This window comes from Paracoccus sp. (in: a-proteobacteria), assembly GCF_030538655.1.
Lineage (GTDB): Bacteria > Pseudomonadota > Alphaproteobacteria > Rhodobacterales > Rhodobacteraceae > Paracoccus.
In genome coordinates this window covers 38,780-63,110 of record NZ_JAUNTO010000017.1, presented here as the reverse complement: position 1 = coordinate 63,110, position 24,331 = coordinate 38,780, and the positions used below count along the sequence as shown (strand labels likewise).

The window sequence follows — 24,331 nt, the reverse complement described above, 5'->3', positions numbered from 1 at the left end:
GACTTCACCGGCACGAAACGCATCGTCGGGCGTGTCGCATCGCACGGCGAGGCGCAGGCAAATCTGCTGCACAGCTCGCCCGACAAAAACATCTACACATTCAAATTTGCCCCTTTTGAGATCAAGAACGATCGTCCCATTACCGTAGATGTCGTGGGTCAGGACGCCGAAATCCTGCGCGAATGGATCGATATCTGGCGTCCGCGGATGATCGCACTGCAGGATCTCGATGGTGATAATATCTATCTGTTTCCTGGTAGCGCCGTGCCTGCGGTGGACGAAGGTGATCCCATCACGCTGCCACGCGGCTGCTATTCGCCGAGCGCATTTCTCGACCTCTGGGCTGATGCTTCGTCGGTTTTGGGCGTTCATGTCACACCGCATCGGATGCGCCATGTCGTGGCGCTGTTGATCTTGGCGGCGCGCCCCGGCGATTACGCATTCGTTTCCGCCGTTCTCGGAAACACCGAAGCAACCGCTCGCCATCACTATGGTCGGGATGATGGTCAAGCCGCAGCACGCGTGGCACGCGCCGCGATGTTGGCCGAACATCCGGCCTTATTCCAGCAACTGAACAGGAGACACGTCCATGAAAGATGATATTGCCCTCGCCCGTTTGGAGGGAGTGCCAGCCAGCGTCCGCGACAGCCTGATGTTGCGCCGCGCTAATCTGCCCGCTGGTGCGATTTCGGGGGTTGCGCGCTTTTTTGCCTGCTTAGCTGAGCGTGGGGAAGACCCATCCGCGCCCTCTCGAGCGACCTTCGATGCGGCGTGCGGAAGTGAGTCAACTCTTGCGAAACTGGTTAAGACCTTGAGTGTCGATGCGCCCGATGTCTGTCTTTCCGAAGCGCGAGAGCTTCGGAAAGAATACTACCGCAAGCGCCCGAATGGATCGAAAGCTCCATGCGGGTCGGCACGGAAGACCAAAGCCACAGTCTTCCCACGGAACTGGCCAGCAGATTGGCTGGCTTTGCTGCCGGGCTTGCGGCACGCGCCTATCAAGCAGAGTTCGATCAGCTGCTATATCAATGCGATTAACCGCTGCGCCGATGTCTTAGGCTCACTCAGCTGTCCGCCTCGGTTGGGATGGCTACTCGCATGGCAGTTCTCGGTCGCCGTGCAGGCGCCCAATTCCGCGACGGGCAAGCCCGGCGTAAATGCCAGAACAGCGGCCAGCTATCTTGGCGCATTGATCGGCCTCGGACTGCACGGTGGCCTGCACAGCGATGCACTGGATGGCATGCGGGCCGTGCAAGCGCACCTGCAGCGCCAGGGACGCAGGCTGCCGAAGGCAAAGGAGGGGCGCATCGAGGTGCTCTATGAACGGCGCGGCTATGACGAGATCATGCGCATCCTGCTGGAGAAACTCGAAGAAGCCGACATGCTGCCGGATTGGACGGCCGCAGCCGAGACCGCCCGCGCGACTGCCGCTATACTAGCAGTAACCACGAACGATCCCGCCCGCACAGGGGATGTCTCAGGTTGGATATTGGGCGAAGAATTGGTGAGGCAGCCGACCGGCAGTTGGCAACTCCGCTGGCGGCAGGAAAAGACCAATCACTGGAAAGTGGCAGGTACGCTCTGGCCAGAGATCGGTCGCGTCATTGATGAGCATATTCTCGGCGGTCGGCCCGCCCGTCATGTCCAGCGGCGCTATGATGAACTGCGGGGGCGTAATTGGCTTAGCCTCAGCGATCATGTCTATGCCAGTAATTGGCCCAGTCAGCAGGTGAAAGACGCTGTCGGGATTCCGCTGCACGATCTGCGCACCCTCGCCGCCGATTATCTGCGACTGCACCATCCAGCAGATGCGCCGAGGATCGTTTCGGTACTGCTCGGTCACAGGTCCATGGAGGCGGGGACGGAATATCGGGCACTATGTGTTGAGACGGCAGCCCAGCAGGAATGGCGCACAATTCGCGCAGATCATGTAAAAGCCTGATGCCGGAAGCGGCCTGGCCGATTACGAACAGGGCGCCCGGAAGCTGATCGAATATCAGACCGGGCGCTAGATTTCAGGCATTCATGCAAAACCATAAGATCGCAGAATATCATTGATGAACGCATATGATCTGAACAACATCTGTATTCTCGATATCGAAGCTTCGGGGCTTAGTTCTGACAGCTGGCCGATCGAGATGGGATTATCATGGGTGTATCCGAGAGGCCCGCAGACGTGGTCATCGCTGATCCGTCCAGCACCCGACTGGCCAGAATCGGCATGGGATCCTGCGGCAGAGGAGGTTCACGGCATCGCAGCCACCGAACTGGACTGGGCGCCCGAAGCGGCCGAGGTCGCTGAGGCACTGCTGCATCACGCAGAAGGACGCATCCTGATGAGCGATGCGCCGAGCTATGACGGTTTCTGGCTGCGGCAACTGCTGCGCGCTGCGGGTATCAAGCGGGAGATTCAGTTGGTGGATTACGGCGTTTGGGTCTGCAATTGGCTAGACCAGGATCTCGAGCAACTAACGCGTTTTCAAGCGCATCTGGACACAACAGAAATTCCACATCGGGCTGGAGCAGATGCCGAAATGCTGATGAAGGCGCTGCTGGACTGGCCAAAATAGAACAACGGCGCAGGCAAGCAATGATGTGACTTGAACATCTCTGGTCGGGTTTAATTATTTACCTGAATCTGGAATAAAAGCTCTGGCAGTTTTAACCATAAGCGTGAACGCCCGTCAGGTAAGAACTAAAAATATTTCCGCGCCGGATTTTTGCTCCCTGCAATTCGACACAATCTTCTCCGCATGGAAAAGATTCAAGATCACAATCTCACAGTCGCCGATGTTGCCGCACATTATAACCTATCACCTCGGACGGTTCGCCAGCACCTGAAAGATGGTGCTCTGAGTGGCGTCCGCATCAAAGGGGAATGGCGCTGCTCATGGAGGGCGGTTTGGCGGGCAGAGATGGGTCCGATGCCGCGCGGCGAACGAGCCGACCTCTATCGGCGGCACCTCATGTCAAAGAAGACGCTGGCAGCAAAATGGGGCATCAGTGAGCGAACCGTTGAGCGATGGATCGCTGATGGGCTGCCGACGAGAAACGTATTCGGCAGTGTCCGCATTGCGCCCTTTGATGCTGAAGAATGGACAAACCGGACCTTCGGCATCACGAACAGGACGATAATATGACCTCGTCCGCACAATCTGCCCACCCAATTTCCGCAATTCGGCATTGTCCCGACAGCCACACAAAGGCCCTCGAACATTTACCGGGTTTATATTTGCGGACCTATTTTCGAAATGTGGAAAAATCGCGACAAGCTGTGCGGTTTGACCTCAAAGTCATTCATAAAATTATTGTGCCACGTTGGTCGCCACAGCAAGTCCAGCCCACCCGGATACTGCTATTCGACCGAGGCCCAGGTCAATGCCGACCAACTCCCGGCAAGATTCTTGAAAAGAAAAAAAGATCATCTGGTTTCCCTTTACGTCTTTCTTTCGATCGTCTTTGGTGAACGCTCGAAGAGAAGACAGTCTTGGGAAGAAGAGTAGCTGTACGCAGCGATATAGGCCGATGGCGAAGTTCCAGGCAAAATCCTTTTCACCGAAAGAAATGAAACCTCGGCGCATCTTGACGCGGTCCATCCCGGACCTGCGCATCCACTGAAGGAATAACAGGATGCATAATTTCACCAATGCGCCGGTGCTGTTTCGTACGACACAGACGATTCCCGCTTTTATGGAATGGCTTTGCTCGTCCTCCGATGATCTGATCGATACGGCGGATCTCCTGGGTGGGCCGAAATGGGTTATTCTCGCGCAAGGTACTGTTTCAGCTGCCAGAGACGTTCAACGCCTTCATGCAAGCCTTCCGCACCTGCGCAAGCTCCATCGACTTCTTACGCTTCAATATGTCGATGATATCGATAGCGATGAGGCGCGCAGGTTCATGATGCTGCATCCAGACGATCCTCGCGCGGATAACGCGCGGCGATGTGCCGAAGCCCTCGAACGCGGAATTGCCGCGCTGGAGCGCGTGTCAGCGGTCGCCCTGCGGGAGGTTGCATGATGGACAATATAGAACACGTTGCAATCGACACGCTGCGCCATCGCGATCAACTTGTCAGAATGATTCCTGATCTGACCCTCACCCGGCACGGCAGCCTCATCGCGCTGAAGCGCTTGCAGAATATACTGGCCGAACCGAAAATGTTCATGGATCCCGCACTGCAGCAGGAACTGCAGATACTGATCAACTCTGCCGATGAGATCATTCGAGCAGGCACGCATGAGACGGAATATCTGGGCGAGGCGGGCTGTATCGAGGTCTCAATCGTGCTCACCGATGCCGCCCAGGTCTGGTTGCGCGCCAGAAAAGCGGCAGCAATGTTGGATCGCGCGTCGGCTCACCTCTCTGCGGCTTTGCAGGCAGAGCGCCTCGTCAGCATGCTTCGAGACGAGGACTGATCGGATCATAAAGCCTATGCTTCGTGCCTCGGTGGAATGCCGTTCCGTAGGGGCCCTCGCACATAACGTCGACGCTTGCCGGAGGCCGTGATGCGGCCTGAGGGGCGGTCATGCTCGACCTGTCCCGGCAACGACCGCGCGCACATCCGACAGGCGCCAGCGGGACGATGAACCGATCTTCAGTGGTGCAGGAAATTCGCCGCGGGCAATGTCCCTGTAAATGCTTGCGCGCGACGGTGACAGCGCACGACAGACCACGCGGAGGTCAACCAGAGTGTCGATATCGATGTCTGCGATATTTGGCATAAGTATTCTCTCGAAGTTATGATGCATAACGACGAGATCGGTTCATGCTGCGAAGAACGAAAATCGATCGCGCCGATTCCATAAGAATGGAATGAGCGGACCAGTTATGAAGCGTCGAAGAGGCATCCAGAGACATGGGTAGCGATCGATCCTAACCCAACGTAGCGCCCGGTGAAACAGCCTGCTATCATGCCAGATCTGCTCCGCAGTCCCGGTGCAGTCCCAAACCAAACCAGCAGAAGGAGAGTCGATTTACCCTTATCTAAGCTGCCGTTCTGAAAGAAAAAATGGTGCCCGGAGGCGGATTCGAACCACCGACACGCGGATTTTCAATCCGCTGCTCTACCAACTGAGCTATCCGGGCCGCCTTTGCGGTGAAGGGTATTTACGGGTGGCGGTTGGCGCTGTCTAGCCCCTTTCGACGGAAAATTGCGTTAATCCGCCTCTTGATCCTCGGGGCGGTCGGCGGGCGGCCCGGGGATGACGTAATCGCCGCGCAGCCAGTGCGCCAGATCGACATCGGCGCAGCGTTTCGAACAAAACGGGCGATAGCGGTCTTGGGCGGGCTTGCCGCAGATCGGGCATTTGATCGCCATCACGCACCCCGCGCCGCAGCGGCAAGGCGGCTCAGCGGCAGACGGTCACGCTTGCGGTTCACCTCGAACAGACCCATCGCCGTCCAGCCCGACAGCACCGTTTCGGCGGATTCACCCTTGAAGGCCGCGCGCAGCACCTGATCCAGCACCGCGCGATCACGTTTCGGCATGGGCGCAAAATCGACCACCACCTGCCCGCCCAGTCCACGCAACCGCAACTGGCGCGGCAGATCGCGGGCCAGCGCGATATTCGCCTTGAGCGCGGCAGCAGGCGACGTATCGGCACCAGTGTTGACATCCACCGCGACCAGGGCGCGCGTCGGCTCGATCATGGCGGTGGCCCCGCCGGGCAACAGGATTTCGGCGCGCAGCAGGGCATCCACCGCATCCAGAACGCCGTGAACCTCGAACGTATCATCACCCTCGTCCAACTGATCCGGGGGTGGGTCGTTCCACTCCATCCAAGCCTGTTCCCAAGGGCTGGAGGCGTCCAGCAACAGTTCGGGCGGACCATCACGGTCAGCCAGCAACTGGTCGGCCAGATCGGCCAGCGGGGCGATATCGTCGTGAACATCCGCACCGTCCGCATCATCACAGGCGCTGCGCAGAATCAGGCCATGCGATCGCCCCGCCAACACCGATTCACCAAGCGCGGTCAGCCGGTCGCGCAGGTCGGGGTCGCGCAACCGGCGCGAGACATTCACGCCGGGCGCGCCGGGGGTCACGATCCCAAACCGCCCCTTCAGCAGCAGCCGGTTCGACACCGGGATCGCCTTGCCTTCTTCGGCCACGCCCGTCACCTGCACGATCACGGTCTGGCCTTCGCCAACGCCCGCGCGGTCGCGCAGCCAGCCGCGCAGACCATCGGGCAGGCGAACGAAAACGCCACCCTGCCCCTTCATCAGGCGCTCGACCTTGCCACGCAGGATCGCGCCGGGGGCCAGTGCGGCAACCGGGGTCGGGTCAGCGATCAGATCGTGCAACTGCCCGTCGATCAGCAATGCCGCGGCTTCGGCACCGAACAGGTGCCCCAGAACGATATGACGACCCTTCATTGCGGTCCTCCGGTGATGCCGACAGCGCCCAGAAGGGCGGCGGTTTCTGACAGGGGCAAGCCGACAACGGCGGTAAAAGACCCCTGAATCCACGGGATAAATTCAGCCGCCGCGCCTTGGATGGCATAGCCGCCCGCCTTGCCCTTCCAGTCACCGGCGGCAATATAGCGATCCAGCGCCCGGCCATCCAGCGGGCGCATCCGCACCTGCGTTTCGACCAGCCGTTCGCGTGTCACACCAGCATGGCGCAACGCGACAGCGGTCAGCACACGGTGACGCCGCCCCGACATCAGGCGCATAAAGGCCCGCGCCTCATCCTCGTTTTCAGGTTTGCCCAGAATGCGGCGGCCCACGGTAACCGTGGTATCGGCGCACAGCACCGCTTCACCGTCAGACATTGGCACCGCAGCGGCCTTTTCAACGGCCATGCGGCGCACGTAATCGCGCGCCGGTTCGCCGCGCCGGGGCGTTTCGTCGATGTCGGCGGGGCGGATCGCATCGGGGCGGATGCCGATCTGTGCCAGCAGTTCCAGCCGACGCGGGCTGGCCGAGCCGAGAATCAGCCGGGGCGGCATTGCGCCCGTCACTTGAAGCGATAGTTGATGCGCCCCTTGGTCAGGTCATAGGTGTTCATTTCCACCTGCACCTTGTCGCCGGCCAGAACGCGGATGCGGTTTTTCCGCATCTTTCCTGCCATATGCGCGATGATTTCATGGCCATTCTCAAGCTCGACCTTGAACGTCGCATTCGGCAGGAGTTCCTTCACGACGCCGGGGAATTCGAGCATTTCTTCCTTGGCCATGGTCACTCCGTCAAAAATAACCCGCACATCGGCGGGGACGATGCTACATGCGGCGGCAGCGCGGCTTTTTCAAGGGAAAAGCGCGCAACAGCGGCCAGACGCCGCATTCCTGCGGCCCAAAAGCACCGGATCAGCCAGCAGCACGCCGGAATCCGTCGGGTTGTTCCAGATCGCCCATCGGCGGTTCCATCGCCGGGCGCGCGCCCTCGCCCGGTCGGGACAGCGCCGCCAAGGCCTCGGGCGTGCTGTGTTCGGGCGGCTGATACAGGTTTTCGTCGGCGGGGTCATGCAGACGGATTGCGTGACACCCCTCGGATTCGCCCAGCTTGCCATGAGCCAGCACCTGCCCCTGTCGGGTTTCCAGGCGGGCATCCAGCAGGCTGACACGCGGCAGGGCCAGCAGCTTGCCGGGGCGCAGCCCCCGCAATTCACCCAGCGACACCTTGCGGCGACACAGGATGCCCAGCAGTTCCACCGGCGCCTCCTGCACCGCAGCCCCCAGATCAGGACCGTTCGACGCTGGCGCAACTGCCGCCCCGTCCACCTTGGTCTGCGCGGCAGTTCCGGCGCGCAAGACGGGCTGCGGCGCGGGCAAGGCACCTGCCGGGCGCTGTTGCGGCAGGGCCACGAAAATCCGCCCCTCACGCCGGGCATCAGAGGCACCAAAGGTCACGGACATGCTAAGCGTGCGATAGCCGGTATCCTCAAGCATCAACATCAGCGGGCGCGGGTCATCTAGATGGCTGGCATAGGCAAAGCCGCGATAGCTTTCGTAACCATCCAGCGCACCGATTTCTGTCTGCAACTCGGCCAGCAGACGATTGACGAAATCAGCGCAGATCAGCGCATCGCTGCGGGTCGGGCGGCGGGTTTCGACCGGACGGGTGGTCAGGCGGCCAAGGGCCTGCACCTCGATCAGCGCCGTATAGCAGGCCGGGTCCATCGCCACGACACCGACCACATCGCCTGGCCCGGCCACCACAGCCAGCAGAGCCGGTTCAGGCAGCAGTTCGGACAATTCGGCCAACGTTTGCGCCCCCGTCACCACGGAAACGGCGCGGGCGGGCAAGTTATACAATTCCTCGGCGGCGCGACCCAAAGCCACAGCGGCCCCACGCGCGGGCGTTTGCGGGATGTTCTGCGGCATTCCCGGTGCCTGCCCGGCATCAACGCGTGACACGTTACGCCCCCGCAAAAGCCGCCGCAGGATTGCCCCCTGCGTCACATCATCCCCTGCTGTCGAATCGTCTGCCATGGCCCGCCCGAATCTGTCATCTGCGGGCAATCTTTCAGAAAGAGGTTTAGAATTGGTTACCCGTCCCCGTTCCCTGTATCGGAATCGGGATCGGACCGGCGTACCAGGGGGCGATCCGGCAGACTGATGCGGAACGCCGCCCCGCCCTGCCCCGGCAAATAGTCGATACTGCCGCCCAAAGCCTCCATGATCTCGCGGCAGATGGCCAGCCCCAGCCCCGCGCCGCCTGCCCGCGCCGGATCGTTCAGCCGCGCGAATTTTTCAAAGATCAGCCCCTGCCGGTCGGTCTCAATACCGGAACCGTTGTCGATAATGTCGATCTCTGGCCCCTGCCCCTGCGGCTTGCGGGCACGGATCGTCAGCACAGGGCGTTCGGCATCGCAATACTTCCGCGCGTTCGAGATGACATTGATGACCACCTGCAACAGCCGGTCGGCATCGGTGATAACAGCCATATGTTCCGCCAAAGGCTGCCGGTCTATCGCAAAGCTGCGCTCGGGCCGGGTGGCGGATGCGGCCGCGACGGCGCGTTCGATCAGGTCGTGCAGGTTGCTGACCGAAACGGTCAGCGTGGCGCGCCCGGCCTCCAGCACTGACAGATCCAGCAGATCATCCAGCAGCCGGGTCAGACGCGCCGCCTCGGTATGGATGATCCCCGCAAAGCGCACGCGGTCGGCGTCGGGCAGATCATCGGATTTCAGAATATCCGAAAACGCCCGGATCGAGGTCATGGGCGTGCGTAATTCGTGGCTGATCTGGCCCAGAAAAGCATCCTTTTGCACCGACAGCGCAGTCAGCTTTTCGTTCGCCTCGCGCAGCTGGCCCGCGGTGCGTTCCAGTTCGGCACTGGCGATTTCCAGCCTGCGGGTTTCCTCTTGCGCGCGGCGGGCTTCGCCTGCCACCTGCATCAGATCGGCAACCGACAGCGCGCTGCCCCCCGCCACGCGGTCGATCATCGCATGGGCGGTGGCCGCGCCGACCGACCCGGCCAGACGCCGTTCCAGCCGGGTCAGGAAACGCGCGGTCAGATCGGGCAAAAAGCCGGATTTGCCCTGCGCCGCCGCTTCGGTCTGGAAAAAGCGCAGCGCGGGGTCAGCGCCCCAGACATCGCGGGCCAGCGCCAGCAAAGGCTCGGCCCCGCCGGTGCGGGCGGCGGCATAAGGCGAGGCGGGTTCCACCGCGTGAACAAAGGACAGCGCCTGCATCCGTTCCACCGGGCCGGGGATCACCGCCAGCGAGATGGCCACAAATACCAGTGTATTCAGCGACATCGACACGAAAATGCTGCCCGCCAGCGCATCCACCCCTTCGGGCCAAACGGGGTGCGGCAACAGGCCGATCGAGGGCAGGAAAACCAGAACCAGCCACAGCAGCGACCCCAGCCCGATGCCCGCATAGGCCCCCAGCCGACTGGCCCCGCGCCACAACAGACCGCCAACCATCGCAGGCAGCACCTGCGCCATGCCGGTAAAGGCCACCAGCCCCATCGCCGCCAGTGCCGCCAGCCCGCCCGAGGCCTGATGATAGGCCCAGCCCGCGACCATCATACCGATGATCGCGATCCGCCGGGCGTTCAGCACGAAGGCGCGCAGATCCTGCGCTCCGGTCCCGCCCTGACGCCGCAGGCCCAGCCACAGCGGCACCAGCCAGTGGTTGGAAATCATCGTCGCCAGCGCGATGACGCAGACCACCACCATCGAGGTCGCCGCCGAAAAGCCGCCCAGAAACACCAGCAACGCCAGCCAGTCATTGCCCTGCGACGCGGGCAGGGTCAGCACATACAGATCGGGGTTCGACCCCGGCGGCAGCAGGTCGCGCCCGACCAGCGCAATCGGCATGACGAACAGCGACATCGCCAGCAAATAGGCCGGAAAGGCCCAGCCCGCCATGCTCATCCGGTTTTCATCGGCGGCCTCGACCACCATGACCTGAAACATGCGCGGCAGGGTCACGATAGCAGCGCCCGACACGATAATCAGCGCGGTCCAGCGGTCGGGGCGCAGCAGCCAGCCCTGCAGCGTGGCAGGATCATCGCGAGCGGCGGCCAGCCGGGCCACGATGTCGCCCGGACCATCCGCCAGCCCCCAGACGACGAACACGCCCAACGCCAGAAAGGCCAGCAGCTTGACCACCGCTTCCAGCGCGATGGCGGTGACAACGCCGTGATGCCGTTCGTCGGCGTCCAGATGGCGGGTGCCGAACAGGATGGTGAACAGCGCCAGCCCGACCGCCAGCCACAGCGCGGTCAGCCCCGGTTCGGTCGTCTGATCGGTGGTAAAGGCGGCAAATGACAGGGTGACGGACTGCAATTGCAGCGCGACATAGGGCGTGGCGGCGACCACCGCCAGCAATGTCACCATCGCCGCCAGCGGGTTCGACTTGCCGAACCGGGCCGAAATCAGGTCAGCGATCGAGGTGACATGATGCGTGCGCGCCACCCGCACCAGCCGCCGCAACCCCCACCACGCCCCCGCGAACACAATGGTCGGGCCAAGATAGATGGTGGCGAATTCCAGACCCGAGCGGGTGGCATAGCCGACCGCGCCATAAAACGTCCACGCACTGCAATAAACCGACAGCGACAGCGTATAGACCAGCGGATGATCCAGCCAGCGCACCCGCCCGCTTTGAGCCGCGCGGTCGGCGCCAAAGGCCACACCGAACATCAGCGCGGCATAGGCCAAACAGGTCAGAACCAGCGCCTCAAACGGCATGGCGCGCCACCATATATCGCCGCTTACACGTCATCGGGCCTGATCCCGGCGCGCGCGGCCTCGCCCTCTTGCACGGCGCGGTCGGCCCGGATCAGCGCACGATGCAGCAGGGCGATGGCCACGACCAACCCGGCCCACAGCACAAAGAACCAGATGGTGCCACCCGCGAAACTGGCGCTGTCCGGGATCAGCCAGACCGGCAGCATCACCGCCAGAAAGGCCAGCACCGGCAAGACACGGGCGGCATCGCGCAGGCGGCGGCGGCGATAGGCGGCGTTTTCAAGGAACAACGGGCCGTCAGGCATCACGCGTCCCCCCCTGTTCGCCCAGCAGGCTGCCGACCAGATCGCGCAGTTCGTCATTGGCAAAGGGCTTGGCCAGATAGGCGTCGGCACCCGGCGCATTGTTTTCCGGCTGGCCGCGCGCCGTCAGCATCAGCACCCGCGTCGCCGCCAGATCCGGGTCAGGATCGGCGCGCAGCCGGGCCAGCACCTCGGCCCCCGACAGACCGGGCAACATCAGGTCCAGAATGACCAGCCGCGGCCGGGTCGCGCGCAGCAGATCATTCGCGCCTTCGCCGTCATCATGCTGCCGCACTCGCCAGCCCGCGCGCGACAGGATAAAGGTCAGGGCGACGGCGATATTGGTGTCATCCTCGACCAGCAGGATGTCGATGGCCTGCGGCACGCTGCTATCCTCCTGCTTCCTCCGCGTTTTACTATGCGCGTGGTGATGCGGCCTGTCAAAGCGCGGGTTGCGCCGCACGGTCAGATCGGGGCCAGAATCGACGGTTCGCGCCGGGCCGGGCATGTCCCGCGCGGGCAAATGCGACACGTCGGTCCAATGCCGATGACAGGGCCGGCGGGCACGGCGGCGGACACAGGCAGAATCAGCATCTGCGCACGGGTCAGAACCGGGCCGTCCAGCCCGTGGGGCTGACTGCGCCGGGCATAGGAATAGGTATCGAACCGCTGCCCTTCGGGCGTGTCAACGATAACGCGGAGGATGACATGCGGCTGCGCCAGCGCCTGATAGATCGGCAGCACCGCGCAATGATCGCCCAGCCGGGCCAGCGGAAACCCCGGCGGCGGGCGGCGCAGCACCAGCGCCCCCGCCCCGTCGCACACCAGCAGCCCCGCCTGCGCAAAGCCGGGCGGACGCAAGGCCACCAGCCGCCGCATAACCAGATCGGGCGGGCAATCCAGCGCCACCGCCAGCGCGGGCAGGTCGGCCCCATCGTCCAGCGCCGCGATCACTGCGGCATCCGGCAGCGCCTCGCGGTCGCGCCCCTGATCGGCCAGATGCGCGCGGGCCATGGCGCGGGCGGCATCGGATGCCAGATCGGCGCTGTCGCCCACCGGCGGCATTCCGGCGGCCATCCATGCCTCGACCTCCTCGGTGGGGGTGAACGTGGCCCCTTCGGCCTCGAAGGTGTCCAGATGCGCGGCGACGGCCTGCACGGTGGCCGACAGACGGTTGCTGTCCTCTTGCAGGTTGGCGCGGAAACGGGCGCCCCACTCATCGGGCAGATCGCCCCCCTCGGCCAGAATCGAGGCCGACGCCCGCAGCGATGTCACCGCCGACAGCACCTCGTGTAGCGCGGCGGGCAGATAGGGGTCATGCGACATGCGGTCGGACATATGGATCAATCGCCGCTCCATCACGCCCGCGCGCTGCGACAGGCCGGTCAGCACGGCGGCCCAACCGGGAAAGCGCGCCAGAAATTCCGCCGCCTGATCGACTTCAGCGGGGGTGGCGGGCTGGCGGGCGGCGGCTTCACGCAGGGCGGCGATGCGGGCTTCCTCGCGGCCCGAGGCCAATTCCTCGGGCGGCACGTCCAGCGCCTGCGCCAGCCGCGCGATCAGATCGGGGCTGACGGGGCGGCGGTTATGTTCGATCAGGTTCAGATACGCCGCCGAGATCCCCGCCGCCCGCGCCACATCCGCCTGCCGCCGCGACAGCGACAGCCGTCGTTCGCGGATACGGGTGCCCGTCAGGCCAGAGCCGGTGGCGGGATGGGCGGCGGTGCTGCGCATGGTCATGCCGCATTCAAGCGCGCGACGCGCCGCAGGTCAATTCACGCGGCCCGACCGGGAAACGGCATTTCTGCGCCCGGCCCCGCTTTACCGCCGGGATGTCGCGCGTTAGCGTCGGCCCATGTTGCGATACCTGATCCGGCGTCTGATCTCGTTGGGGCTGAGCCTGCTGGTGGCTTCAGCCCTGATCTTTTCGGTCGTGGCGCTGGTGCCGGGCGATCCGGCCAGCTTTATGCTGGGCACCGGCGCGCAGCCCGAAACGCTGGCCGCGCTGCGGGCGCAGATGGGGTTGGATCAGCCCTGGCCGGTGCGCTATGCCGCTTGGCTGGGTGGGGTGCTGACCGGCGATCTGGGGCAGAGCTTTACCTATAAAACCCCGGTGGCCGGGCTGATTGCCGACCGGGTGCAGGTGTCGCTGCCGCTGGCACTGATGGCGCTGCTGCTGGCGGTGGTGATCGCCTTTCCCGCCGGGATGTATGCGGCCAGCCGCCGGGGCCGGGCGGGCGATGCGGCGGTCATCGGCGCGACGCAACTGGGTATCGCGCTGCCGAATTTCTGGTTCGCCATGCTGCTGGTGCTGCTGTTCGCGGTGAACCTGCGGCTGCTGCCCGCCGGTGGCTTTCCGGGCTGGGGCAATCCCGCCGCTGCGCTGAAATCGCTGATCCTGCCCGCCGTGGCACTGGCGCTGCCACAGGCGGCGATTCTGGCGCGCGTGCTGCGGTCGGCCCTGATCGAGACGCTGGGGCAGGATTACATCCGCACGGCGCGGGCCAAGGGGCTGACGCGCGGCCAGACCCTGCGCCGCCACGGGCTGCGCAATGCGCTGATCCCGGTGCTGACGATCATGGGGATGCAGTTTTCCTTTCTGCTGGCAGGCGCGATCATCATCGAGAACGTGTTCTACCTGCCCGGCCTTGGGCGGTTGATCTTTCAGGCGATCACACAGCGCGATCTGATCGTGGTGCAATCGGCAGTGCTGGTGATGGTGGCGGCGGTGATTTTGGTCACGTTCGTCGTCGATCTGGCCTATGCCGCCGTGGACCCGAGGCTGCGCGCACGATGAGATGGGGACTGATCCTTGGCGGCCTGCTGACCGGGCTGGCGCTGGTGGCGGCGGCGGTGTCGCTGATCTGGACGCCGGGCGATGTGGTGACGCTGAACATCGCGGCGCGGCTGCAACCGCCATCGGTCGCACATCCCTTTGGCACCGACCATCTGGGCCGCGACATCCTGTCGATGGTGATGGTCGGCGCGCGCACATCCATCGCGGTGGCGGTGGTGGCGGTGGGCATCGGCATGGGCGCGGGTGTGCCGCTGGGCCTGATCGCCGCGGCGCATCGCGGCGGCTGGGTCGATGAAGTGGTGATGCGGGGCAACGACCTGATCTTTGCCTTTCCGGCGCTGGTCATCGCCATCCTGCTGGCCGCCGCTCTGGGACCAAGCGCAATAAACGCCATCATCGCCATCGGCATATTCAACATCCCGGTCTTTGCGCGGGTGACACGCGGCGGAGCTTTGCCGATCTGGGTGCTGGATTACATCCGCGCCGCCGAGGTCGCGGGCAAGGGCGGGGTGCGCATCAGCGTCGAACATATCCTGCCCAATATCGCCAACCTGTTGATCGTGCAGGGGACGATCCAGTTTTCGCTGGGGATATTGGCCGAGGCCGGGCTGTCTTACGTCGGCCTTGGCGCGCAGCCGCCCATCCCAAGCTGGGGCCGGATGCTGGCCGAGGCGCAGACGATGGTGACGCTGGCCCCGCATGTCGCGGTGATCCCCGGATTGTGCATCGTGCTGACGGTTCTGGGACTGAATTTGCTGGGCGACGGCTTGCGCGACTGGCTGGACCCAAGGCTGCGGGTGATGCGATGATCGAGGTTTCCGATCTGGCCATCAGCATCGGCGGGGCGGATGTGCTGCGCGATGTGGACCTGACGCTTGCGCCGGGGACGATCACCGGGCTGGTCGGCGAAAGCGGCTCGGGCAAGTCGATGACGGCGCTGGCGATCATGGGGCTGTTGCCGCATGGGGCGGCGGTATCGGGCCGTGTCGCGCTGGACGGGCGGGATCTGCTGATCCTGCCGGAACGCGAGATGTGCCGGGTGCGCGGGCGGCGCATCGGGATGATCTTTCAGGAACCGATGACGGCGCTGAACCCGCTGATGACCATCGGCGATCAGGTGGCCGAGGCGGCGCGGCTGCATGGGCTGGACCGTGCGGCGGCGATGGCGCGGGCGCGCGAAAGGCTGGATCGGGTGGGTTTAACGGCGCCGCGTTTTCCGCTGGACCTTTACCCGCATCAGCTGTCCGGCGGGCAGCGGCAGCGGGTGGCGATTGCCCTCGCCATCGCGGAACGCCCCGACCTGCTGATCGCGGATGAGCCGACGACGGCGCTGGACGTGACGACGCAGGCGCAGATATTGGACCTGTTGCGCGGGCTGGTGCGGGATGAGGGGATGGCGCTGCTGCTGGTGACGCATGATCTGGCGGTGGTGGCGGGTATGGCCGATCAGGTCGCTGTCATGCAGGCCGGGCAGATCGTCGAGGAAGGCGAGACCGAGGCGCTGTTTCGCACCCAAAGCCACCCCTATACGCGGGCGCTGTTCGCCGCCTCGCGCCATGTGCCTGTGCGTGTGGCGGCGCTGGACGGCCCGCCGGTGCTGCGGGTTCAGGATGCGGTCCGCGACTATGGCGGGCTGCGGGCCGTGGATGGGGTCAGCCTGACGATTGCGGCGGGGGAAAGCGTCGGGCTGGTCGGCGGATCGGGCTGCGGGAAGTCGACGCTGACACGGGCGATCCTTGGGCTGGACCCGCTGGCCGAGGGGCACATCTGGCTGGGCGGGGACGAGGTGCGGGCCAAGATGCCGGCAGCGGTCCGGGCACGGGTGCAGGTGGTGTTCCAGGACCCGTTCGGCAGCTTTAACCCGCGCTGGCGGGTGGACCGGCTGGTGGCCGAGCCATTTCATCTGGTGGGCCGCCCCGACGACTGGCGGCGGCAGGTGGGCGCGGCGCTGGAATCGGTCGGGCTGTCGGCCTCGGACGGGCGCAAATACATCCACGAATTCAGCGGCGGCCAGCGGCAGCGGATCGCGATTGCCCGCGCACTGATTATTCGACCAAGGCTGATCGTGCTGGACGAGGCAGTGTCCGCGCTGGATGTGCAGGTGCGGGCCAAGGTGCTGGATCTGCTGGCCGATCTGCGCGCCCATCACGGGCTGTCCTACCTGTTCATCAGCCATGACCTGTCGGTGGTCCGCGGCATCACCGACCGCGTGCTGGTGATGGACGCCGGGCGTATCGTGGAATCGGGCGATACCGGGGCGGTGATGGATGCGCCACAGCATCAGGTTACGCAGACCCTGATGGCGGCCGTGCCCCGGATTCCCGATGGCTGGGCGGATGACCCGATGAACGGTCACACGTGACGGCATGGCTGGATGCGTATTTTGACAAACAGGAAGCGGGCAATGGACAAGGCATGGTTTGACACGGCGCAATATCTGATCGGCGGGCGATGGCTGGACGCCGGGGCGCATCTGCCGGTGGTCAACCCCTCAACCGGCGAAACGATGGGCCAGATCGTCCACTGCGGCGCGCTTCAGGTGGATGCGGCGGTGGCGGCGGCGCAAAGCGCGCTGTCGGGCGAATGGGGGGCCATGACGGCTGCGGAACGCGGCCGCGTGCTGACTCGCATCGGCGTTCTGGTCGCGCAGCGGGCCGAGGAACTGGCACAGCTTGAGGCGCTGGACGTGGGCAAGCCCTTGCGGCAGGCGCGCGCCGACGCCATCGCGCTGGCCCGTTACTGCGAGTTTTACGGCGGTGCCGCCGACAAGCTGATGGGCGAGACGATCCCCTATCAGAACGGCTATACCGTTTACACGCTGCGCGAGCCGCATGGGGTGACGGGCCATATCATCCCGTGGAACTATCCGATGCAGATCATTGGCCGGTCGGTCGGGGCGGCCCTGGCCATGGGCAATGCGGCGGTGCTGAAACCGGCCGAGGATGCCAGCCTGACCGCGCTGGCCTTTGGCCGCATTGCTGTCGATGCGGGTTTGCCGCCCGGCGCGCTGAATATTGTGCCGGGTCTGGGCGCAGAGGCGGGCGCGGCGCTGTCGGCACATCCGGGGGTGCGGCACCTGTCCTTTACCGGCTCGGTCGGGGTGGGGCGGCTGATCCAGCAGACGGCGGCGCAGAATATCGTGCCGGTGACGCTGGAACTGGGCGGCAAGTCGCCGCAGATCGTGTTCGATGACGCTGATCTGGACCGCGCCTTGCCGTTTCTGGTCAATGCCGGGGTGCAGAATGCCGGGCAGACCTGTTCCGCCGCCAGCCGCATTCTGGTGCAGCGCGGGGTTTATGACGCCGTGGTGGCACGCATGGCCGAGGCCTATGGCGCATTGCGGGTCGGGCCTGCCGTCGATGATTACGATGTCGGCCCACTGATTTCCGCCCGCCAGCGCAAGGTGGTGACGGGCTATCTGGAACGCGGCGGCGATCTGACGGTGGCCGCGCGGGGCCGTGTGGTCGATGGCGCAGCCGAAGGCGGGTTCTATGTGCCCCCCACCCTGCTGATCGGAGCCAGACCCGATCACCCCTTGGCGCAAGAGGAAATCTTTGGTCCGGTGCAGGTCGTCATCCCCTTTGACGACGAAACCGAGGCGGTGCAGATCGCCAATGGCACCGATTACGGGCTGGTCGCCGGGGTCTGGACGGAAAACGGCGGCCGGGCGATGCGGCTGGCACGGGCGGTCCGCTCGGGTCAGGTGTTTCTGAACAATTACGGCGCAGGCGGCGGAGTGGAACTGCCCTTTGGCGGCAGCGGCCTGTCGGGGCATGGCCGCGAAAAAGGGTTCGAGGCGCTGTATGGCTTTTCGGTGCTGAAAACCGTCGCGGCTTGGCACGGATAGGCGCGAAGCCGCAAAGACCAACGTGGCCCAAGCGGATTCATACAGCGGTTCAAACGCCCCGGCCAAGGCGGGGCCGGGCAGTTTTACCCTGCCCCACCCGACCATGGATCAGCAGGCCAATATGCTAGGCACAGATCAGCGGTCGGCGATTCTGCGCGTGACGGCTGGCCAGCTTGCGGCCCATGCGGCCCGGAACCAGAACCCGCGCGGCAGGCAGCGCATCGTCGCGGTGACGCAGTTCGGGAAACAGCGTAAATATCTCGGCCTGCGCCGCCGGGCCAACCGCCCGCATCGCCTCGGCCCCGGTATACAGCGATTCCGTTTCCGCGCCGTTGGAAATCACCACCTCGTGCCGATCGAACAGCAGGTGGATATACTCGACCTCGGGCAAATCATCGGCGCAGTCGATGCCATCCAGTGCACAAAGCTGTTTGGCGGCCACCAGCACTTCGTTCGTGCCGAACATCCGCTGCGCGATTTGCGACCGCACCAACACCCGATGCTGGGGCGAAACGACCAGATCAGCGTCCGGCACCCCCGGCGCAATCGCCCCGGCGGCAATACGGATCGGGCGCAGATTCGGCGCGGCCGCCAGTTCGGCACCCCCCAGCCTGCGTCGCCCGATCCAGCGCAGCGGCTGCGCGCCGTGATCGCGGGTCAGCACCAGATCGCCCACATTCAGGCTTTCGACCCGCACCGGCCCCTGCGGCGTGTCGATCATCACACCAGCGGTAAAGCAGTAGATGGAATCGTAAGACGGGTTGACGATGTGGTAATAGCCGGAGGGGCGCACGGTATAGGTGACACCCGGCACGATTTCCTTGTTGGCGACGATACCATAAACGGTCTGGTTGCCACCGTTGAGGTTGTTGAAAGCGACCGTATAGATCGTGAGTTCTGACCCGTCGCTGCCATCCATGATATAGCCGTATTGCAGCTCGACCGGGGTGCCAGCCGGAAAGCCCTCGGCCGAGGTGGCGATGCGTTGACCGCTGTCACTATCATCGTTGAAGTTACCGTCATCGTCCGAGACCCGAAGCGCATAGCCCCCCTGCCCGCCCCAGACGAACCGCCCGCGGTTGACAGCATTGGCGGCAAGACTGTTGGCAATGTCGGCATCGGGGAACAGCTTGCCGCTACTACCCCCGAAGGGACCAGTCGGGTTGGTGATGCTCAGCTCGGATAAAGGAATATAAAAAACGGTATATTCTGCCATGTCAGCCTCTGGATGGTCGCAGCCCCCTGCACAGAGGGACCATACCCGAGTGCCACTTAATATCCGGTAAACAGCAGCACAAGACACGAACACCCCACGCGCGCGCGGGCAAAACGCATCCTCAGTGCGGAATTTCTATCTTGCCACGCAGGGGGATGTCATCGGCGGGGGTGACGTTGTGACGCTCGATCATGCGGTGGACATGCGGGGCACCCTCGCCGCGATGCAGGACGCGCAGCGCCTCGGTCACCTGATTGTCGGTTTTCGTGCGGCGCAGGTTGTGGCGGACGTATTCGTCCCATGTGGCGATGTGATAGCTTTCCGACCACATGGCCGGGTTTTCCAGATCGCGCAGCAAGGCCCAGTTGCGCGCCCCGTCACGGCGGCGGATGGCGCGGCGCTGACGCATCAGGCGCAGGAATTCCGGCACGTCGGACTGGTCGATCTGGTAATCGACCATCACCATGATCGGCCCCGACCGGCCCCGCAGATCAAGGCTGAGCTGCGGTTCCTGAAAGCGGTTCACCGGGTCCAGATCGACAGCGCCAAATTCGGGCGCGGTGAACCAGAACCCGATCAGCGCCCCCAGCGCCAGCAACCCCGCCGCCGACAGGAATGCGGTTTCGATGCCATAGACACCCGCCGTCATGCCCCAGACCCAGGCGCCTGCCGCCATGCCGCCGAACACCGCCGTCTGATACAGCGCCAGCGCACGGGCCACGACCCAGCGCGGCGTGGACAGCTGCACGGTGACATTGAACAATGACAGCGCCAGCACCCATGACGCCCCGGCGGGCAGCATCGCGGCAGCATGTGCCCAGACGGAATCGGTCAGCGCCAGCGTAGCGGCGGCCAGCGCAAAACCGGCAAAGGCAGTGCGGACGATCTTTTCATTGTTGAACCGCGCCCGGATGCGCGGGTTCAGCAGCGCACCACCAATCGCTCCCATGCCATAACAGCCCAGCAGTGCCCCCAGCAGCAGCGAGCCGCCCTCGGGGTGGCGGGCGGCGACCAGCGGCAGCAGCGCCAGCACCGCAATGGCCGCAAAACCGAACAGCGCCCCGCGTGCAATCACTCGCATCAGATTTGGTGACAGCGCGACATAACGCAGCCCGGCACCCACGGCGGCAAAGAACGGCTCGGGCGTCATGGTGCGCGGCGCGGCTTGCGGACGCCAGCGGATCAGCGCCCCGATCAGCGGCAGATAGCTGAGCGCGTTGATGACAAAGGCCACCGGCGCACCAAAGGCGGCGGTGATAAAACCGCCCGCCGCCGGACCAACGCTGCGCATCAGATTAAACCCGACCGAGTTCAGCGACACCGCCGCAGGCAGATCCCGCCGTGGCACCAGATCGCCCTGCGACGCCTGCCATGGCGGGTTATAGACCGCCTGCCCCGCCCCGATCAGAAAGGTAAAGCCCAGCAGCATCCATGGCGTAACCCCGCCGTGCCACGCGACCACCGCCAACAGCACGGACACAACCGCCATGAACCCCTGCGCCAACAACAGCAGCCGCCGCCGGTCAAAGATGTCGGCCAGCGCGCCCGATACCAACGCCAACGCCATGATCGGCAAGGTGTTCGACGCCTGGACCAGCGCGATCATCGTGGCGCTGTCGGTCAGTTGCGTCATCAGCCACGCCGCCCCCACCGCCTGCACCATGCCGCCAAAGTTGGAAATCAGCGTCGCCCCCCACAGGTTGCGAAAGGCGGGATAGCGCAGCGGTGCAAAGGCAGAGGCATGTTCGGTCATGGCGCGACGTTAGGCCGCAGCGCGGCGGGCTGCAACGCTCTTGGGCCGCACAAGATTCGCGCAACTGATCCCCCAGAATAATAGATATATTTTGCTCAAATGTCACCTGCCGCAGAATCTTTCGACACATAGGTCAAACAGGGAAATATTCTTCGAAAAATGGGCGAATCCCCCGGCAACTTGGGGATTTCATTTCAGACGATCCGGCTATCCTTTCAGAAATAACAGGGAAGGTAACGCCATGAAGATCGTCATTCTGGGCGCCGGTGTCATCGGCGTCACCTCGGCCTGGTATCTGGCCCGCGCGGGCCACGATGTCACCGTCATCGACCGCCAGACCGGCCCGGCGCTGGAAACCAGCTTTGCCAACGCAGGCGAGGTGTCGCCGGGCTATTCCTCGCCCTGGGCCGCGCCGGGTGTGCCGATGAAGGCGCTGAAATGGATGTTTCAGCGCCACGCACCGCTGGTCCTGCAACCGAAACTGGACCGGCAACGGATCGGCTGGATGATGCAGATGCTGGCGAACTGCACCACCTCGGCCTATCAGATCAACAAAAGCCGTATGGTCCGGCTGGCGGAATACAGCCGCGATTGTCTGGGCGAACTGCGCGCGGAAACCGGTATTTCCTATGACGAGCGGACGCAAGGCACGCTGCAAGTGTTCCGCAGTCAGAAACAGGTCGATGCCGCCGCCAAGGACATCGAAGTGCTGGCCGCCGATGGTGTCCCGTTCGAGGTTCTGGACCGCGCCGGTTGCATTGCCGCCGAACCGGGACTGGCGGGCGCCGCCAACCTGATCGCGGGCGGGCTGCGGCTGCCGGGGGATGAAACCGGCGATTGCTTTAAATTCACCAATCGCCTGGCAGAAATGGCCGTGGCGGCGGGTGTGACCTTTCGCTGGGGCGTCGATATTCAGGCGCTGGAATCCGAGGGCGGGCGCATCACCGCCGTGCGCACCGGCGAGGGCCGGATCATGGCCGACCGCTATGTGCTGGCGCTTGGCAGCTATTCGCCGCAAATGGTCCGCCATCTGGGGATCAAACTGCCGGTCTATCCGCTGAAAGGCTATTCGCTGACCATCGACATTACCGATGCAAACCGCGCCCCGGTTTCGACTGTGATGGACGAAACCTACAAGGTCGCGATCACCCGCCTTGGCGACCGCATCCGCGTGGGCGGGCTGGCTGAAATCGCCGGCTTTGACCTGAGCCTGAACCCCCGCCGCCGCGAAACGCTGGAACTGTCGGTGGGCGAGATGTTCGGCGGCGCGGGCGATCTGAGCAATGCCGCCTTCTGGACCGGCCTGCGCCCGATGACACCGGATGGAACCCCCATCGTGGGCGCCACCCCCATCGGCAACCTGTTCCTGAACACGGGGCACGGCACCTTGGGATGGACCATGGCCGCCGGATCGGGCCGCCTTCTGGCCGACCTGATCTCGGGCCGGGCACCCGACATCCGCGCCGATGATCTGGGCTATGCGCGCTATCTGCGCGGCAACCGCACGGCACCTGCGCCAGCACAGCAACCCGTGCACGCCTGATCTCCCCTCCGCAGCACGGTCTGCGGGGGCCCTGGACGCACACCGGCTTGCTGTTTGCCCGAATGCGCATCTTGGGGGGGTGACCAGCCAAAACAAAACCCCGCAGATTTCTCTGCGGGGCGTCTTGTTCGGCAATCGCGCCAATCAGGCGGCTTTTTCACCCTTGCGACGGCGCAGCATTGCGGTCGCGCCAACAGCGCCCAGCAGCAGCAGGCCAGTGGCGGGCAGCGGAATAGGCGCCACTTCGAAAGTGACATCCGGGTTCAGTTGCGACTGCGCCGCAGTGGTGGGCACCAGTAGCGAATCCCAGCTCAGCAGCAGGGTCTGCGTCAGCGGGCTGCCGCCGCCAAAGGTCGTGGACAGCGAGTTGTTCCCCGCACCAAGACCAACAGAGGCCAGCACAGCATTGGTGGCCGTATCCAGCCACGAAGCCGTCAGCCCGGTGAACAGGCCAGCGCCATAATTGGTCAGGGCCAGTTCACCCACACCGCTGCCCGAGGTCAGGACGGTGAAATTGGCGCTGATCTGACCGGGACCAGTCAACGCGCCCGGCGCACCAGCCAGCCACAAATCCATAGTGCCGGAATAGACGCCCGACTCGGTGACGGTATAGGAACCACCATCAACAATAGTCCAGGTCGCCGCCTGGGCCGCAGGCGAGGCAACCGCCAGCGTCACGGCGGTGGCAGCAGCCAAAGCAGAAAATTTCAATTTCTCAAACATGGGAACCTCCTTAAGCGAACATATCGCGCCCGCATACAACCTTAATAAACTATTAATCATTTGGAAAGCGAACAGTGAGACGGAAGGGGTGTTTCATGCAAGTATATGATATTAAATATTTTTAATTTTATTATATTGAATTTTCCCGGCCCAAACGCATCCCTGCAAAACGAAACCCCGCAGATTGCTCTGCGGGGTTCTTTTTCCAAACTGCGGCCAGAAATCAGGCAGCAGCTTCGGCTTTTTTGCGACGACGCAGCATCGCGGTCGCGCCGACAGCGCCAACCAGCAGCAGGCCAGTGGCCGGCAGCGGGACCGGGGCAACGTCAAACGTGACGTTCGGGTTCAGCGCCGACTGCGCAACCGTGGTCGGAACGCGCAGCGAGGTCCAGCTCAGAACCAGGGTCTGGGCCAGCGAGCCGGGACCGAAGGTCGAGGACAGAACGTTGTTACCCGCGGTCAGCGCCGTGCTGGACAGCAGGGCGTTAGTGGCAGTGTCAACCCAGGATGCCGTCAGGCCCGTGAACAGGCTGGCAGCATAGTTGGTCAGCGCCAGCTCGGCGAGCGCGCTGCCCGAGGTCAGGACGGTAAAGTCGGCGCGGATGCTGTTCGGGCCGGTCAGCGTGCCCAGCGGGCCAGCCAGCGTCAGGTCCATCACACCGGCATAGGTGTCGGACCCGGTGACGGTGTAGGAACCACCATCAACCAGGTCATAGGTAGCAGCCTGAGCCTGCGGAGCAGCCACTGCCAGCGTAACGGCAGCGGCGGCACCCAGTGCCACAGCTTTCAGATTATCGAACATTGAAGACTCCTTCAAATAGCACACAAGACGTTCGCGCCGCAATTTTAGCGAATTAACTTGAGGTCAGAAAGCGAAAGTTAACCACTATGGGCGATTTCTAGCACATCATTGTTTTTGCTTGATTTTTATTTTGTTAGCGTGAAACCTGAAGTATTTGTTCAATATGTCTTGTCAACTGAGGGTTGTTAATAACTGATATTTG

25 protein-coding genes, 1 tRNA gene and 1 pseudogene are annotated in these 24,331 nt (G+C 63.9%); 11 read left to right on the top strand and 16 right to left on the bottom strand.

Features of this window, described 5'->3' with window-relative positions:
• The 4 genes and pseudogenes from Q4G22_RS11945 to Q4G22_RS11930 form a co-directional block, all read left to right on the top strand.
• Positions 1–600, top strand: a pseudogene (locus Q4G22_RS11945) (hypothetical protein); the annotation flags it as partial.
• Positions 590–1,942 carry a hypothetical protein gene (locus Q4G22_RS11940; RefSeq protein WP_303386124.1) on the top strand — a complete coding sequence of 451 codons (1,353 nt, stop codon included), beginning with the start codon at positions 590–592 and terminating at the stop codon, positions 1,940–1,942. The pseudogene Q4G22_RS11945 and the gene Q4G22_RS11940, both read left to right, overlap by 11 nt.
• Before the next feature lie 115 nt (positions 1,943–2,057).
• Positions 2,058–2,570, top strand: a complete 513-nt coding sequence (locus Q4G22_RS11935; RefSeq protein WP_303386123.1) for an exonuclease domain-containing protein — start codon at positions 2,058–2,060, stop codon at positions 2,568–2,570.
• Positions 2,571–2,753: 183 nt separating this feature from the next.
• On the top strand, positions 2,754–3,140 hold the full coding sequence (locus Q4G22_RS11930; protein ID WP_303386122.1) for a helix-turn-helix domain-containing protein: 387 nt from the start codon (positions 2,754–2,756) through the stop codon (positions 3,138–3,140).
• A gap of 165 nt (positions 3,141–3,305) precedes the next feature.
• On the opposite strand, the gene Q4G22_RS11925 is transcribed toward Q4G22_RS11930, so the two are convergent.
• The gene (locus Q4G22_RS11925; protein WP_303386121.1) at positions 3,306–3,596 is read right to left on the bottom strand and encodes a hypothetical protein; all 291 of its coding nucleotides are present in this window, start codon (positions 3,594–3,596) and stop codon (positions 3,306–3,308) included.
• A gap of 34 nt (positions 3,597–3,630) precedes the next feature.
• Between Q4G22_RS11925 and Q4G22_RS11920 the strand changes: the two genes are divergently transcribed.
• Both Q4G22_RS11920 and Q4G22_RS11915 read left to right on the top strand, forming a co-directional pair.
• A complete protein-coding gene (locus Q4G22_RS11920; RefSeq protein WP_303386120.1) occupies positions 3,631–4,020 on the top strand; it encodes a hypothetical protein in 390 nt (129 codons plus the stop codon).
• Positions 4,020–4,418: a hypothetical protein gene (locus Q4G22_RS11915; protein WP_303386119.1), complete on the top strand. Its 399-nt coding sequence runs from the start codon at positions 4,020–4,022 to the stop codon at positions 4,416–4,418. Before Q4G22_RS11920 ends, Q4G22_RS11915 begins: the two co-directional genes overlap by 1 nt.
• Positions 4,419–4,526: 108 nt before the next feature.
• Here the strand turns inward: Q4G22_RS11915 and Q4G22_RS11910 are convergent, their stop codons facing one another.
• From Q4G22_RS11910 to Q4G22_RS11860, 11 genes are all read right to left on the bottom strand, one after another.
• The gene (locus tag Q4G22_RS11910) at positions 4,527–4,724 is read right to left on the bottom strand and encodes an AlpA family transcriptional regulator (protein WP_303386125.1); all 198 of its coding nucleotides are present in this window, start codon (positions 4,722–4,724) and stop codon (positions 4,527–4,529) included.
• Between the two features lie 288 nt (positions 4,725–5,012).
• A tRNA-Phe gene (locus Q4G22_RS11905) sits at positions 5,013–5,088 on the bottom strand.
• Between the two features lie 70 nt (positions 5,089–5,158).
• Complete coding sequence (locus Q4G22_RS11900; RefSeq protein WP_303360939.1) at positions 5,159–5,314, bottom strand: DNA gyrase inhibitor YacG; 156 nt, start codon at positions 5,312–5,314, stop codon at positions 5,159–5,161.
• Positions 5,315–5,319: 5 nt separating this feature from the next.
• Positions 5,320–6,375, bottom strand: a complete 1,056-nt coding sequence (locus tag Q4G22_RS11895; protein WP_303386118.1) for a ribonuclease E/G — start codon at positions 6,373–6,375, stop codon at positions 5,320–5,322.
• A complete protein-coding gene (locus Q4G22_RS11890; RefSeq protein WP_303386117.1) occupies positions 6,372–6,950 on the bottom strand; it encodes a nucleoside triphosphate pyrophosphatase in 579 nt (192 codons plus the stop codon). The genes Q4G22_RS11895 and Q4G22_RS11890 overlap by 4 nt, the downstream gene beginning before the upstream one ends.
• 8 nt (positions 6,951–6,958) lie before the next feature.
• Positions 6,959–7,177, bottom strand: a complete 219-nt coding sequence (gene infA / locus Q4G22_RS11885) for a translation initiation factor IF-1 (protein WP_036716789.1) — start codon at positions 7,175–7,177, stop codon at positions 6,959–6,961.
• Positions 7,178–7,307: 130 nt separating this feature from the next.
• Positions 7,308–8,432, bottom strand: a complete 1,125-nt coding sequence (locus Q4G22_RS11880) for a flagellar motor switch protein FliM (RefSeq protein WP_303386116.1) — start codon at positions 8,430–8,432, stop codon at positions 7,308–7,310.
• A 56-nt stretch (positions 8,433–8,488) separates the two neighbouring features.
• Complete coding sequence (locus Q4G22_RS11875; RefSeq protein WP_303386115.1) at positions 8,489–11,146, bottom strand: ATP-binding protein; 2,658 nt, start codon at positions 11,144–11,146, stop codon at positions 8,489–8,491.
• 23 nt (positions 11,147–11,169) lie between these two features.
• Positions 11,170–11,451 (bottom strand): hypothetical protein, encoded by a 282-nt coding sequence (locus Q4G22_RS11870; protein ID WP_303386114.1) that lies wholly within the window; start codon positions 11,449–11,451, stop codon positions 11,170–11,172.
• A complete protein-coding gene (locus Q4G22_RS11865; protein ID WP_303386113.1) occupies positions 11,444–11,833 on the bottom strand; it encodes a response regulator transcription factor in 390 nt (129 codons plus the stop codon). The genes Q4G22_RS11870 and Q4G22_RS11865 overlap by 8 nt, the downstream gene beginning before the upstream one ends.
• Positions 11,834–11,913: 80 nt before the next feature.
• Positions 11,914–13,188 (bottom strand): short-chain fatty acyl-CoA regulator family protein, encoded by a 1,275-nt coding sequence (locus Q4G22_RS11860; protein WP_303386112.1) that lies wholly within the window; start codon positions 13,186–13,188, stop codon positions 11,914–11,916.
• A gap of 115 nt (positions 13,189–13,303) precedes the next feature.
• Here Q4G22_RS11860 and Q4G22_RS11855 point away from each other — a divergent pair, with 115 nt between their 5' ends.
• From Q4G22_RS11855 to Q4G22_RS11840, 4 genes are read left to right on the top strand one after another with little or no spacing between them, the layout of a single operon-like run.
• A complete protein-coding gene (locus Q4G22_RS11855) occupies positions 13,304–14,245 on the top strand; it encodes an ABC transporter permease (RefSeq protein ID WP_303386111.1) in 942 nt (313 codons plus the stop codon).
• Complete coding sequence (locus Q4G22_RS11850; RefSeq protein WP_303386110.1) at positions 14,242–15,054, top strand: ABC transporter permease; 813 nt, start codon at positions 14,242–14,244, stop codon at positions 15,052–15,054. The genes Q4G22_RS11855 and Q4G22_RS11850 overlap by 4 nt, the downstream gene beginning before the upstream one ends.
• Positions 15,051–16,607, top strand: a complete 1,557-nt coding sequence (locus Q4G22_RS11845) for an ABC transporter ATP-binding protein (RefSeq protein ID WP_303386109.1) — start codon at positions 15,051–15,053, stop codon at positions 16,605–16,607. The genes Q4G22_RS11850 and Q4G22_RS11845 overlap by 4 nt, the downstream gene beginning before the upstream one ends.
• 42 nt (positions 16,608–16,649) lie before the next feature.
• Entirely contained in the window at positions 16,650–18,092 is a 1,443-nt protein-coding gene (locus tag Q4G22_RS11840) for an aldehyde dehydrogenase family protein (RefSeq protein ID WP_303386108.1), read from the top strand.
• A gap of 124 nt (positions 18,093–18,216) precedes the next feature.
• Here the strand turns inward: Q4G22_RS11840 and Q4G22_RS11835 are convergent, their stop codons facing one another.
• Both Q4G22_RS11835 and Q4G22_RS11830 read right to left on the bottom strand, forming a co-directional pair.
• A complete protein-coding gene (locus Q4G22_RS11835; RefSeq protein WP_303386107.1) occupies positions 18,217–19,308 on the bottom strand; it encodes a Hint domain-containing protein in 1,092 nt (363 codons plus the stop codon).
• A 121-nt stretch (positions 19,309–19,429) separates the two neighbouring features.
• Entirely contained in the window at positions 19,430–21,061 is a 1,632-nt protein-coding gene (locus tag Q4G22_RS11830) for an MFS transporter (RefSeq protein ID WP_303386106.1), read from the bottom strand.
• 241 nt (positions 21,062–21,302) lie between these two features.
• Here Q4G22_RS11830 and Q4G22_RS11825 point away from each other — a divergent pair, with 241 nt between their 5' ends.
• Complete coding sequence (locus Q4G22_RS11825; RefSeq protein ID WP_303386105.1) at positions 21,303–22,604, top strand: D-amino acid dehydrogenase; 1,302 nt, start codon at positions 21,303–21,305, stop codon at positions 22,602–22,604.
• 144 nt (positions 22,605–22,748) lie between these two features.
• Here Q4G22_RS11825 and Q4G22_RS11820 read toward each other — a convergent pair whose 3' ends face one another.
• Both Q4G22_RS11820 and Q4G22_RS11815 read right to left on the bottom strand, forming a co-directional pair.
• Positions 22,749–23,327 carry a VPLPA-CTERM sorting domain-containing protein gene (locus tag Q4G22_RS11820; protein WP_303386104.1) on the bottom strand — a complete coding sequence of 193 codons (579 nt, stop codon included), beginning with the start codon at positions 23,325–23,327 and terminating at the stop codon, positions 22,749–22,751.
• Between the two features lie 223 nt (positions 23,328–23,550).
• Positions 23,551–24,129 carry a VPLPA-CTERM sorting domain-containing protein gene (locus Q4G22_RS11815; protein ID WP_303386103.1) on the bottom strand — a complete coding sequence of 193 codons (579 nt, stop codon included), beginning with the start codon at positions 24,127–24,129 and terminating at the stop codon, positions 23,551–23,553.
• Positions 24,130–24,331 lie beyond the last annotated feature (202 nt).